The sequence below is a fragment of the Chitinophaga rupis genome (genome assembly GCF_900109685.1).
In the GTDB taxonomy this organism is placed as follows: Bacteria; Bacteroidota; Bacteroidia; order Chitinophagales; family Chitinophagaceae; genus Chitinophaga; species Chitinophaga rupis.
This window is the reverse complement of record NZ_FOBB01000002.1, coordinates 725,366-738,690: the sequence shown is the minus strand read 5'-3', so window position 1 is coordinate 738,690 and position 13,325 is coordinate 725,366. Positions and strand designations below refer to the sequence as shown.

The following is a 13,325-nucleotide window of genomic DNA, read 5'->3' as shown; positions in this document are numbered from 1 at the left end:
ATAATTTTGAATATGGAGATAAGCATTATTTAAATGCCCATACCAGTGTATTATGATCAACAAAGAACAATTACAGGATTTATACAAGCAGGGGGTAATTACCTTTACTGATGCACAGCTGAGCAATGCACAGCTGCCAGCCGCAACAAAAACCTGGCTGGAAGAAAACGGATTGCCTGCAGCATCGAAAGAAATTGCGCTGGGCATCCATCTCCCAGGTAGCTTGCAGGAATTTCGGGCTAACGGAAAGATCTATTGGCAAATAGGATACGAATGGGAGCACGTCAGCATTATTGTCTTAGAAGAACGTTCCGGAGCTGTTTTTAGCATCCATACTGAAAAAGGAACGCCGCCGGTATTTATCAACACTGACCTTCCGGCCTTTTTAACTTTTTTACAGTATTATAAGCAATACCAGGAGCGTAAATCAGCTGTAGATCTACCTGTTGCCACCTATTCCCGTGATGAAATGCTAAAACGGTTGCAGGAAATGAAGAATAGAACAGCAGCTCCACCAGCCCCCAGGAAGGAAAAATTTGATCAGAAAAGGGAGTTTAAAGCCATGAAGCAGTTCTTTAAACAAAACGACGCCGCCGCTATTCAGGATGAAAATAATTGGTGGAGCATAATACTGGAACAGGTAGAGGATGACCTGCTTTAAAGTAGACGCGTGTACATTTGGCTAATGGTTAAAACTATTGTAATTAGTTTATTGCGTTCATGGTATGGTAGTTAATAGCCTAAAGCGTGAAAATTTTTACACAATAGCCGCATAAACAATCATTAACACAACCAACCATGAACTTTTATGATCGCATCAGCGAATACACCAGGGAGTTCCTGCGGCACGTTGTGTCCCGTATCAACAACAATATGTTCATGCAACCCAACGAACAAGCCGGAATGATCCGATGTTCCGCCCGGCTTAAGCGGATCTTTTGCACCATCGATCGTCACTGTAGGCGCCTTTATCTTAGGCTTTTGGGCCAAAAGGTCTTCAAGCGGTTGTAGGGTAGGTTCGCCTGGCTCTAAGCCATGCATGAACCGGTAACAATGTATAACAACATCCACGAAGTCCGGATTTTCGAAAGCGGCAGCCGTACGGGCGTATAATGCTTCGTCAAACTGCCAGCCAGGCGACCATTCGTTCCATAGCATCCTGCCAATTTCATAGCGATGTTCTGTCAGACATTCACGCCCGCGTTCGGACTGGAAAAGATGCTGATACCAACAGACGCGTTCAAGTGATGGTGCAAAAGTATGTTTTTGCTGCTCTATATCTATCACGTCGTAACTCGCATAGGATACCAGGCCTGCAACTTTTTCCGGCCACAGTGCCGCTGCTACGCAGGAAGCATTGCCTCCCCAGTCAAAACCGCCTAATATTGGCCCCACCAGGCCCAGGGCGTCGGAAAGCTGAATGATATCCGCGCCACGGGCGGCCTGCTGTCCGTTACGCATGGTGTGCGGGGAAATGAATTGAGTCGGGCCAAATCCCCGGGTGTATGGAACTATGACTCTTGAACCTGCCTGTGCAAGGATCAATGCGACTTCATCAAAAGCGTGCGCATCGTAAGGAAATCCATGCGACAATATCACGGGCCATCCATTGCCCGGACCGTATTCAAGATATGCAATTCGTAGTGCGCCGGTCTCAATAAACTTCACCGGCTGCTCATCCATCAACTTTGACTTAACTGCTGACATAATAAAGCTTTTTAAGTAAGCATTTTCCCTACAAAATACCTGCTAATTTTTGCAGGCCCGGCATAAAAAGGTTCGGGTTTTGTACCATAAGGTTCACAATAATTACTTTAAGCAGTAGCAGCCGGAGTTACCAAAAAAGAGAAAACAATGCTGCCACTAAAAGAAAAGGCCAGGCCCGTTTAGGCCTGGTCTTTTTCTATGCCGTCCTGTTTACTCAGCCACCCTATTCACTCTTTAGTACCTCCACAGGATTACTCCTCGCCGCCTTCATCGTCTGCGACCCGATCATAATAATTGCGATCAGTAATACCGCCAGCAAGCCGGCAAACAGCTCGGTGACCTGCACAGGTGTGTGATATGGAAAATTGGTGAGCACAACGTTTTCGAAGAAAAGGTAAGTTACAGGTAGTGCAATGAATGCCGATATCGACAGCAACACAATAAAATTACGGCCCAGTAAGTATACAAGGTTGCCGAAGCTGGCGCCCATCACTTTCCGGATGCTGATCTCTTTTAGTCTTGTCTCGGTCGTAAATACCACCATTCCGAATAATCCCATTGACGCGATAGAAATGGCAAGTAGTGAAAGGAAGCCGATGATCTTGATCATGGTAGAAAATTCGCTGTATGCATCTTCTATTGCTTTGTCATAGAATTCAGCGTTAAATGGATGAACAGGATCAATCTTCTTCCATGCAGATTCAATCCTGGCTAGGGTTGCCGGCATATCATCACTTTGTATCTTAGCATTGATGATTGCCCCGTCTTCCTGTGTCCAGAACGTGAATGCTACCGGCCCTATGAGGTTATCGATCTTGCCATAGTGAAAGTCCTGCATTACTCCAACAATAGTCAATTTGCGTCCATTCAATATGATCTGCTCTCCGATTGCTTTCCGGGGGTTGCCGGAACCTATGTTGAATCGCTTCAGCACCTGCTCGTTAACAATCACCTCGCTGACTGCTTCGGCTGTAGCAGGCCGTGAAATAAAATTTCCGCCGGCAACAAGTTTATAGCCATGCAGCGGTAAATAGTTTTCGTCCACGTGGTTGGTCATAACCAGGGCAGAGTCATGCGAATCTTTGTATTTCATATTGCCGCCCCAGTAATTCCCAACGCCCGTAACAATGAACGACCGGGATAGTGCAGTTACCTGCGGCATTTCTCTCAGCTCATTAAGCAGCACATCGGGTTTATTACCCTCCATATAAATGTTCAGAATGTTCTCTGTATCGAATCCCAGGTCGAATGAAAGGATATTTTTATACTGCACATAGCCAACAGCAGTTGTTGTTATAAAGATCAGCGTGGCCGTGTATTGAATTACCACCAAAGCACGCCTGAGTGTTACATGTCTGAATGCTTTCACCGACGACACATTCCTGAGCGCATTGATGGCGCTGACCTTCGAAAAGAATATTGCGGGCATGAAGCCGGCAATAACACCTACGGTGACCGAAAAACCGATGAAGGATACAACCATAGCCGGAGTGAGCTCCAGCTTCACGGTGCGTTGCATCTCCGGAGCCAGGTTTATCAGCTGCGGCCGCAATACGAGGAACAGGAAGAATGAAAGAAGAAGGGCTATCATGGAGATCATGATCGCCTCCACCAGGAACTGTTGCCGTACCTGGCTCTTCCCGGCACCGATAGCTTTGCGAAGGCCTATTTCCTTTAAGCGGCGCATGGCACGCGCGATCGAAAGATTGGTATAGTTGAAACAGGCAGACAATATCACAATGAATGCAAGGCCACCGAGTATCCAAAGCACAACCGGAGACATGTGTGGGCCCAGGGAACCAGGGCCACCCTCGGATTGACGGAGATTCTCTCCCACCACGATGTTATATAAAGGAAGAAGCCCCAGTTGGATCTTAGTATCTTTTTCGGCCAGATTTTCCTCCTTTGCAATTGCGTTGAGCTGCGACCGGATGGAAGCCATGTCGGCATTTTCCGACGGCAGCAGGTACACGAAGTTCGACCACATGTTGGTCCATTCTTCGAAGTTCTTATCGTTCCTGTTAAGCTGTTCGGCCGTTGACAGCGATACCAGGGCTTCGAAGCTGATGTGCGAAAAGAAGGGAACATCCTTCATTACACCAGTCACCTGGTAATTAAGCGTATCGAACCTGATCATCCGGCCAAGCGCATCCTGGCTGCCGAAGAGTTTTCTGGCAGCAGTCTCTGTAAGAACGATCGAGTAAGGATCTTTTAATGCCGTAGCGGGATTGCCCTCCAGCATCGGGAATGTAAAGATCCTGAACAGGGATGGTTCCGCCCAGAAGCCTTTGATAGGAAGAATATTATCGCCAACCTGCGCATCCTGGGAAAAGTTACTGCGCATAATAGCCACTTCTTCAATGCCCTTTATTTTCTCCCGGATAAGCTTTCCTGTTTTTATGGATGTTGTCGCATACTTACCGCCCTGCTCACCCTTGAACGTTGCTATGTTGGTGATGCGATAGATCCGCTTACCGTTCCTATTGAACCGGTCGTACGAGCGCATATCGAGCACAAAAGCAATGAGCAGTAACCCAACGGACATACTGATCGCAAGGCCAATGATGTTGATGGAGGAGAATAGCTTGTTGCGCATTAAGTTGCGCGAGGACGTTTTGATGTAGCTTCCAATCATGATCCTGTTGATAAAAAAGTTAACAAGTATGGGTTTTCGTACTGTATAGCTTCTCAAGAACTTGAAGGCGTCAATAACGTAGATCAGCTTCGCGCGACGTGGCCCGATAGTCTGTACATTCCGCTCGAAGTATTCATTGAGGTCCCCGATAAGATCCTCTACCAGTCCGGGCTTACAATACCACTCTATAAACCGCTGTGCCCAGGAAGGAGGATGGTGCTGCCGCTGCTCTTTCATGCTACAAATTTTTCCAGATAAGCGACGGTATCATATTCCACAGCTGATCGCGCATCGACTTGGCGCGGATCAATGCTTCCTTTCCCTGCATAGTGAGCTCATAAAATCTTTTACGTTTGCCACCACGGGTCTTCGTTGCTTCCCCCAGCTGACTTTTTACAAGCCCCTTCTCTTCAAGACGGTTGAGCACCGCATGCACCACACCAAGTTTCACCGAACGCTCTGTGTGACGCGAAAGTTCGTCGCATATCGCTACACTGTATGCTTCATCCATCAACGCAGCAATGGTAAGCAGCACCAGCTCTTCGAATTCTCCAAGATTTGAACCCTTCATCTCAGTTATTAATTACGTAAATGTATGTAAAATGATTTATTATACATACAAAAAGTGATTAAATAAATGGATAAATCATTTCGTTCCTACTTCCCAGTTATCCGTACGGAACGGTGCAAGAGGGAGCCCTTCGCGGCTGAAAGTGTTGCCCATTGCTGCATCCCTGAAGCCGTAACGCACGGCTACAGGAGCTTTCACCATTTTGCTCCATACCGTCACCGTATGCCGGTGTATCGCCACTTCAGCCGGATAGAATATTTTATCATCACCGGCAATCATCCACTCTGTGGCGGTTGTTCCTTTTATTACCAATCCTTTATCCGCATGATCGAAAGTTATGATGGCCTTGTTTCCCTGGATCCGCATGCTACTAAAAACCGGACTTTGAAAGGGGATTCCCTGCCGGTGATAAGTATCTGCCAGCGCAAAATTGGCTAAACGAAGCCCTACATCATGTTTGTTGGCGGGGTGAACATTGTTGGTATCGGCCACCAGGTCGGTAATTACCACCATTCCGGTTTTATGATGCGTTGCGCTTTGCAGCTGCGCTTCCTGCAACAGGGCGCCGGTGTTTTTTACCTGGTACCTGAAAGGGGCGATCTGCACAAAGTAAAAAGGAAAGTCCTTTTTCCAGGCCGCCCGCCAACTGTCTATCATGGCCGTGAACAACTGTTTATAGGTGCCGGCTGCGCCGGTATTGTTCTCTCCCTGGTACCAGATGGCGCCGGCAATAGTATAAGGGGTTACCGGCGCTATCATAGCATTAAATGCATAACCGGGCTGATTGGGGCACATCCCACTGGGGACTATTTTGGTTGCTGCCTGTTTTAATACAGGATCGTTGTTTACAATGCCGTCCGGAGTCCATACTTCGGCCGCGGTGCCGCCCCAGCTGGCGGCGATTAGACCAACGGGAACATTGAGCTCCCTACTTAAACGTTTGCCGAAAAAATACCCCACGGCGCTGAATGCCTGCAGCGTAATACTGTCGCAGGCAGCCCACTGTCCGCTACAATCATCCTGCGGGTATGGGGCGGTTGTTTTTGGGATATGAAAGAAACGGATGTTGTTGAGGTGAGCGGAAGGCAGCTCTTTTTTCACATCCTGCAGGCCCTTTTCTGCGCTCATTTCCATATTACTTTGTCCGGAACAGATCCAGACTTCACCAATCATTACATTATTCAATACAATGGTGTTTTTCCCTTTTATAATGATGGTATGCGGACCACCGGCGGCAGGCGTTGCCACCTTCAGCTCCCAGCGCGCATCGCGGGAGCCGGTGGCCTTGTATGTTTGCCGGCTCCAGGAGGGCGTTACGGTCACTTCTTCATAAGGGTCTGCCCATCCCCAGATCCTTACACTGTCGTGCTGCTGCAATACCATGTTGCTGCTGATGATCCGGGGCAAACGGATATTACCGTAGCCGGAAAGCGCCATGCACAGCAGCGCTGTGATAACTATTCCACGCATATTCCTCTATTCATTTAAAAGCCGGAAGAATGTAACTGTAAACGTCGTATTTCATTTCGCTCCATGTACTTTGATGAGGGAACGGATGGTCAGGATATAATTCCTGCGCATTGGGTACAAAGGTGATCCTTACCCTGATGGCATCACGGCCTTTTGTAAGCGCGGCGGGAATCAGGAACTCATCGTCCCGGAAACGGCGGTTGGATGTTTCCACCTTGTATTGCCGCGGCGATAGTTCGCCGGGCGGCCTGGATATCACGTAGGTATTGGCGCCTGCCAGGTACCAGGTGCCAGCCTTTTGCCAGTCGTTTGATCCTGCTGCCGCAACAAATACTTCTGCTGTCTGGTTAGGATAAGCATAATCCAGCGTTCTGCGTAACAGTGCGCCCATATTGTCTTTGCGGAGGTGCAGGGTGAATTCCGAGGTCCCGGTGGTGGTGCGGCCGTCTTCCACATGCGCGGGATAGATCTCCTTTCCTATCAGCTCCTTATAGCCCGGCCTGTTTTGCAGATCATAGCCCCAGGCATGAGCAGGATAGGTATCAGGCCCCCATTCATATCTTGAACGGATGGTGTCCACGGCAGAGGCTTGCGGTGAGTGATAGTTGTGCTGCTGTTCATCAGCAGGCTGGCCAATATCCAGGGAATCGGTTTTAACCAGTGACGGAGCGGGCAGGCCATACCAGTAGCACACCGTTTCATAATGCTCCTGCGCCACATTTTCGTTATGCTCAAAGCGTATTACGGCGCGTTTGCCAAATGGCATCAGATCGGCCAGCAGAAAGCGGTAGGCGGATTGAATAAGGTCTTTGTCATTAACGGCCTTATTCTTTTCCGTAGCCCCACAAGGGTGCCCGGCCAGCGGAAGCGTCATGTTCTCACCTCCCCAGTAGTCGCCTCCCCCCGCCCACTCTTCAGTGCCTGTTCCATATGCCTGCGGTGTATGGCTGTCATCAAAAAAGAAACGCGGGTCACCTTCCAGCGTGCTCAGGTTGGCGTTGTGAGAGAAGATAAAAGACGTGCCCAGGAAACTGCCAGACCACTCCTGGTGGCCTTCTGCACCTTGCGTATCCAGCCAGGTCATGTCCTGCCCCAGCTCAGGTTTCGGAAAGTCGCAGTAAGTGGCATGAAAATAAGCGCTCCTGTTCGCAGGCATCTTTGAGCGTTCATAACGGAGCTCATAGCTGATCTCTGTAGCATCCGGCTGTATACCGCTAAGCTCGAATCTGGCCATTTTAAAGAAAGGCATGGGATAATAACAGGCCAGCTGCAGCTTATTGTTCGTATAGTCGTAACAGATATTTACGGGCAGGCCTTTTACGAGATATCTTTTCTGCTCACGGTTGTAAAAAGTGCCTGCGCCAAAGAACAGGCACAAAGGAGCGTCGATGGAAGGCTGCGCTGCATTGTCCCAGGTTACGCGCAGCCGCACACGTTCCAGCGCTGCTGCCTTTTCCAGCGGCAGGGTAAGCTTTAAAGCTCTCAGGGAAGAAGATGCGGATGTGATGCTGGCCAGCAATACGGTCGGTTTGTTCAGCTTCACCCGGCCCTGTACTTTTTTAATGTTTTGCGGCGCAATATCAGTACCTGCGCGGTTCAGCAGGTCTGTTACATCACGGTCAGGCGTTTGGTCAATATTCCAGCTGCGCAATGGTTTGGAAAGCGCATCCTTATCAGCATACAGATGATAGATGTAATAACCGGTGCCATAAAATGTTCTGGAATAGGCGATCTGCAGCGAATCGCGGAAGGCCATTGGAACCCAGATCAGGTTAGCGCCTTTGGTGGTGCCCCAGGTCCAGGCTAGAGGCTCGGGGAAAGAAACGGCGGGAATAAACGCGGTGCTTTTGAATTTTTTCACAGCATCCACCGGGTTGGCAGTAGCGGTTTCAGATACAATATTATCCTTACCGTCCACCACAAAATGCCAGGGGCTGCCGTGCCAGTGATTGGCCCGGAAAAAATACAGCATGCCGGCGCCTTTTACATCCAGCGTTACATTTTCATCTTCTTTATTCATAAAAAGAAAATTCGAGGCGTCATAGCCACCGCCGGTGCGGGCATAAGTACTGCGCATATACGCGTGTACGCCAATGCGCTGCTGCGGCAGGCTTTCCCATGAACGGAAAGCGTCGTAGCCGGTGGGGACTTTGTACTGCTGTGCATACGCATACAGCGGTACAAAGAACAGCAGCAGTAATAAATTCCGGAGTGCGGTCATATAATTGCCGGTTTTGAGCGTTTATATCAGTTAGCTTTTTTCCATTTTAAGGGGGCGAGATAAAGCCCCTTTTTGTCCCATCCCGTATTTGAAATGAACCAGCCTTCTTTTTTATCGTAGATCACTTCAGCCGCATGCACGGGTAAGGTGCATACCAGGTTCTCTACCGGGAAATTTTCAGGGTCTTTGGACCAGTACACGGCCGTGAGGTTATACTCCGTCATGGCCTTGCAGATGAAAAGGTAGAACAGCCCCTTATGCCGTACTACAAAAGGGCTCTCCGCATCTCCTCCCCAATAGATCTCGTACGGCTGTATATGGACTATGTGCGGGCCGCTCCAGTGCAGCAGGTCAGGGCCGGTACGCACAGCTACGGCAGAACGGAGGTCCGTTTCCGTTAGTACCCTGGTATAATAGTAATAATATTTGTTTTTGTATTTCATGACGTAAGAATCCCGGGCATGACCAGGATCACTGAAAAGCGGATTCCTGTCGTGCCGTGTCCAGTTAAAAAGGTCTTTGCTGGTGGCCAGGCGCAGCTGCCCCCATGATGCATACTCCGGCGCATTATGCTGCATATTGCCGGTGTTGTAGAACAGGTAATACGTTCCCTTTTCCCGTAGGGCATACGGCGCCCACAATACGCGCTCCACGCCCGGTTCCGCCGTCATGGCATAACCATGATCCTCCCATTTGGCCTGTTTAATGGAGGAGGCGGATATATGAAAAAGCCGCCTCTCATCCCAGGGTTTTACGGGCAGGTGATGAATGATGCCATAGGCATGCCAGGTTCCATCCCTTCCTTTGATAAATGTATGGTCATTGGTGTACCACGCGCTGTCGCCCTCCTTACGCGTATCATTAGGATCGAAGATGTGCACAAAGGGACCGCTTATTTCCGGAATAAGATAACCCGTGCTTTGACCATAAGCGCAGTGAAAGGCGGAAAGCATGGCTGCCAGAAAAAAAATGAGCTTGATTTTCATACGATAGATTTGTGCGAAGACCCTGGTTTATTTTTCCCCCACTGTCTCTTTCCCGTACCGTTTCACGCGTAATGCGGCTTGTTCCTTATGTCCGGCAAAACCTTCCAGCTCACAGAGGCGCATGGCGTATTCGCCGATCATAACACTTGCTTCCGGCGTACAGCGCTGATAGGTGCAGTTCTTCAGGAATTTCCCTACCCATAAGCCTCCCGTATACCTGGCGGCTTTCATGGTAGGCAGCGTATGATTTGTGCCGATCACTTTATCGCCGTATGCTACATTCGTTTCTGCACCCAGGAACAGCGCACCGTAATTGGTCATGTTGTCGAGGAAGAACTGCGGGTCTTTCGTCAGTACTTCCACATGCTCATAGGCCAGCGCATCAGCCTCGCGCAGCGCTTCTTCCAGGCTGTCCACAATGATCACTGATCCGCAATCGCGCCAGGCCACCCGTGCAATATCCGCTGTAGGCAGGTGCTGAAGCTGCCTTTCGATTTCTGCCAGCGTTTCATGGGCCAGCGTAGCGGAAGTGGTGATAAGTGCTGCAGGTGAGGTGGGTCCGTGTTCTGCCTGTCCCAGCAGGTCGCAGGCCACCATTTCGGCATCCGCGGTTTCATCGGCGATCACCAGTATTTCCGTAGGGCCGGCAAAGAGGTCTATACCTACACGGCCGAACAGCTGTCTTTTTGCTTCTGCTACATAGGCATTGCCCGGCCCCACGATCATATCCACCGGTGAAATGGAAGAGGTGCCGATGGCCATAGCGCACAATGCCTGCACGCCACCCAGGATATAAATTTCATCTGCTCCTGCAAAATGCATAGCGCAAACGGTGGCTTCCGGAATGTTGCCGTTGATCGGCGGCGTACAGGCAATAACCCTTTTTACGCCGGCCACCCGGGCGGTGATAATGCTCATGTGTGCAGCTGCTACCATAGGATACCGTCCGCCTGGAATGTAACAACCCACGCTGTTCACCGGGATATTCTTATGTCCGAGAAATACGCCGGGCAGCGTTTCTATTTCAATATCCGAAATAGAGGCCCGCTGCTGCTCCGCAAAAAAACGGATCTGCTGCTGTGCAAAACGGATATCGTCTTTCACCTGTTGAGGTATGCCGTCCACGATCGTTTTGATCTGACTGTCCGTTAACCGGAATGAGGCGGGCTGCCAGTTATCAAATGATGCTGCATATTTCCGCACGGCAAAGTCGCCGTTCTCTTCCACGTCGCTGATGATCTTTCCAACGGTTTTTCTGATATCCGCATCTGCATTCTTAATATCGGATTCACTTTTCCCTTTTTTCAAATACCTGCTCATTGGTTTAAATTTTTCGCCCGTAGGCTCGGTTAACTTGTATGATCAATTTCCCCATAACGTGGGGGCGTTCCCTTTGCTTTTCCGCCATTCATTCCTCCAGCGGTGTATATCCGCCGGCCCTATGAGGGGGTGCGGCTTGCGGGCCGCAGCATCAGGGATGGCGGGGATCCTTGATGCGGTGGACTGGTACCAGTATGCCACACTGGCCAGATCCAGCGTCATTACGTTCATGCTGCCATGTTCGATGGTGAACCGGAAGGAAGTGTCAAAATAAATTGGATCCTGTATATGGAACCGGTAGATATGCGTTCTGCCCAGGAAACCTTTTTCACCGTTTACTTTCGGGTAACCAAAATAGGGTGCGGAATACGGTTTGTCGGGCGCTCCCCAGGAGGTGTTAAAATAATCTTCCGTACCTGTGCCATGCAGTGCGGGGCGCTCCTGCCCGTCAATGAATATCATATCGTCGCCCTCACCATACCAGTACGGTGTAGGTGAATGCACGTAATAGTTAACGCCCACGAAATGCCCCTTCCCTTTTATGTCGGCTATCAGGTAATTGTTCCTGCCGGTTTTGTTGGGTTTACCGGGACCGAACATCCAGTGTTCATTTTCCACACTGTCTTCTGCGCCCGTTAACGCTTTATTGTACCAGGCATGGAACCTGCCAGTCTGTGGTGGCAGCTGGTCCATTTCCACGTAGTCAATATAAAAATACAGGGTGCTGATCTCACTGCCCGACTGGTTCTCGATCTCTATCCTGGCGCCATTTGCGAAAGGCATGGCGAAGTAACTGACCAGGCCCATTCCATTCATGGGTGTGGCGGCCAGCGGCGCAGCGGTAAAGAGATAGGAATCGTTCCAGCCCTGGCCGAAGAAGGGGCCGATGGGCGATTGTACGGAGGGATAATCGTTCCCATCCCAATACATGCTGATGATAACATCGTTGCGGCTTAATTTATCCGGTTCCGGCCCCATAGTGAACCATATATGCTGGATAATGCCGGCGCCTTTTACATCAAAGATGGTGCGCTTTTCCCCGCTCGCAATATGCTGCAGGTTGTCGTGGTTGTCACCGGACCTGTCATAGCTGCTAACGCGTTTCGACCGGACGTTTTCCCTGATGCGGGTAAGGTCTGTCATTTCCTGCGCGCGTAACTGCGTTGCGAAGAAGAAGTATATGATGATGTACGATATTGTTTTCATCCGTTGTTATCTGTTTTTGACTGGCCCGATGAAGCCTTAATTGCCCCACAGCTGCGGGTCATTGCCTTTGCTTTTTCTCCATTCATTTCTCCACCGGTGAAAATCGCCGATGTTAATGAGCGGCTTTGGTGCCCTGGCTTCCTTGCCTGGTATGGGCGGCACGGCGGTAGCTTCGCTCTGATACCAGTAGGCTACGCTGGCCAGGTCCAGCGTCAGTACATTGTTGTGGCCATGCTCTATCGTGAATTTAAACGACTTGTTGAAGTAGAGCGGGTCGGTGATGTGAAAGCGGTACAGATGTGTTCTGCCCAGCCAGCCCATGTCGTTATTCACGCGTGGGTAGCCGAAGTAGGCGTGCTGAAAAATGTTCTTCGGACAGAAAGCGGTGTTAAAATAATCTTCCGTGCCTGTGCCGTGGAGCGTTGGAGAAGGCGAACCGTCAATGTAGATCATGTCGTCGCCCTCACCATACCATACCGGGGTAGGACAATTCACATAATAGTTCACGCCTACAAAATGGCCCTTGCCTTTTATATCGGCAAATACGTAGTTATCCTTGCCGGTAGTGTTGTTTCCTATTTTACCGAGAATGCCCCATTCATTTTCACCGCCATCCCCCGCGGAACCGGCAAGCTGTTTATTGTACCAGCTGTGAAAGCGCCCGGAGTTAGCGGGCAGCTTGTCCATGGCTACATAATCCACGTAATAATAAAAATTGTCGATGGGCCGGCCGGCCTGGTTCTCTATTTCTATTTTTGCGCCGTTGGCAAAAGGCATGCTGAAATAGCATACCAGCCCTTTCCCCCTGTCTGGCCCGGCAATCAGCGGCAGCGAGTTGAATTCATAAGCTTCCCCCCATCCCTGACCGAAGAAAGGGCCGATGGGCGATACTACGGAAGGTTCCGCCTTACCGTCCCAATACATTCTGATAATAATATCGTTCCGGTTCAGCGCACCCGGCTCGGGCGCCATGGTGATCCAGATATGATTAATGATGCCTGCGCCTTTCACGTCGAAGATGATCTTCTTTTCATCCTTTTCTATGCGGAGAAAATCATCGTTGCCACCGGTCCTGTCGTAACTGCTCACCCGTTTGGAGGTCATGCCCTGTTGCATCTGCGACAGCGCAGCCAAGTCGCTGGCGGGTGTTTGCGCCTGCGCGTATAACGCGAACAGGCATATGAAAATGGTTATTATTCTTCCTTGCAT

Annotated in this window: 10 protein-coding genes; 1 reads left to right on the top strand and 9 read right to left on the bottom strand. The window is 49.9% G+C overall.

From position 1 onward, the window contains the following. The first annotated feature begins 52 nt into the window (after positions 1 to 52). Entirely contained in the window at positions 53 to 661 is a 609-nt protein-coding gene (locus BMZ54_RS10075) for an SUKH-4 family immunity protein (protein WP_089910083.1), read from the top strand. 122 nt (positions 662 to 783) lie between these two features. Here BMZ54_RS10075 and BMZ54_RS10070 read toward each other — a convergent pair whose 3' ends face one another. The 9 genes from BMZ54_RS10070 to BMZ54_RS10030 form a co-directional block, all read right to left on the bottom strand. Continuing rightward, a complete protein-coding gene (locus BMZ54_RS10070; RefSeq protein ID WP_202909200.1) occupies positions 784 to 1,707 on the bottom strand; it encodes an alpha/beta fold hydrolase in 924 nt (307 codons plus the stop codon). A gap of 223 nt (positions 1,708 to 1,930) precedes the next feature. Next, positions 1,931 to 4,579, bottom strand: coding sequence for an ABC transporter permease (locus tag BMZ54_RS10065; protein WP_238386543.1), 2,649 nt, complete (start codon positions 4,577 to 4,579; stop codon positions 1,931 to 1,933). Position 4,580: 1 nt separating this feature from the next. Further along, complete coding sequence (locus BMZ54_RS10060) at positions 4,581 to 4,913, bottom strand: PadR family transcriptional regulator (RefSeq protein ID WP_089910079.1); 333 nt, start codon at positions 4,911 to 4,913, stop codon at positions 4,581 to 4,583. A gap of 75 nt (positions 4,914 to 4,988) precedes the next feature. After that, positions 4,989 to 6,383 carry a sialate O-acetylesterase gene (locus tag BMZ54_RS10055; protein ID WP_089910076.1) on the bottom strand — a complete coding sequence of 465 codons (1,395 nt, stop codon included), beginning with the start codon at positions 6,381 to 6,383 and terminating at the stop codon, positions 4,989 to 4,991. A gap of 10 nt (positions 6,384 to 6,393) precedes the next feature. Beyond that, positions 6,394 to 8,604, bottom strand: a complete 2,211-nt coding sequence (locus BMZ54_RS10050) for a DUF2961 domain-containing protein (RefSeq protein WP_089910073.1) — start codon at positions 8,602 to 8,604, stop codon at positions 6,394 to 6,396. Between the two features lie 26 nt (positions 8,605 to 8,630). Further along, complete coding sequence (locus BMZ54_RS10045; RefSeq protein ID WP_089910070.1) at positions 8,631 to 9,590, bottom strand: glycoside hydrolase family protein; 960 nt, start codon at positions 9,588 to 9,590, stop codon at positions 8,631 to 8,633. 27 nt (positions 9,591 to 9,617) lie between these two features. Next, positions 9,618 to 10,910 (bottom strand): histidinol dehydrogenase, encoded by a 1,293-nt coding sequence (gene hisD, locus BMZ54_RS10040; RefSeq protein ID WP_089910067.1) that lies wholly within the window; start codon positions 10,908 to 10,910, stop codon positions 9,618 to 9,620. A 42-nt stretch (positions 10,911 to 10,952) separates the two neighbouring features. Beyond that, complete coding sequence (locus BMZ54_RS10035) at positions 10,953 to 12,116, bottom strand: glycoside hydrolase family 172 protein (protein WP_089910064.1); 1,164 nt, start codon at positions 12,114 to 12,116, stop codon at positions 10,953 to 10,955. Between the two features lie 36 nt (positions 12,117 to 12,152). Beyond that, positions 12,153 to 13,325 (bottom strand): glycoside hydrolase family 172 protein, encoded by a 1,173-nt coding sequence (locus BMZ54_RS10030; protein ID WP_089910061.1) that lies wholly within the window; start codon positions 13,323 to 13,325, stop codon positions 12,153 to 12,155.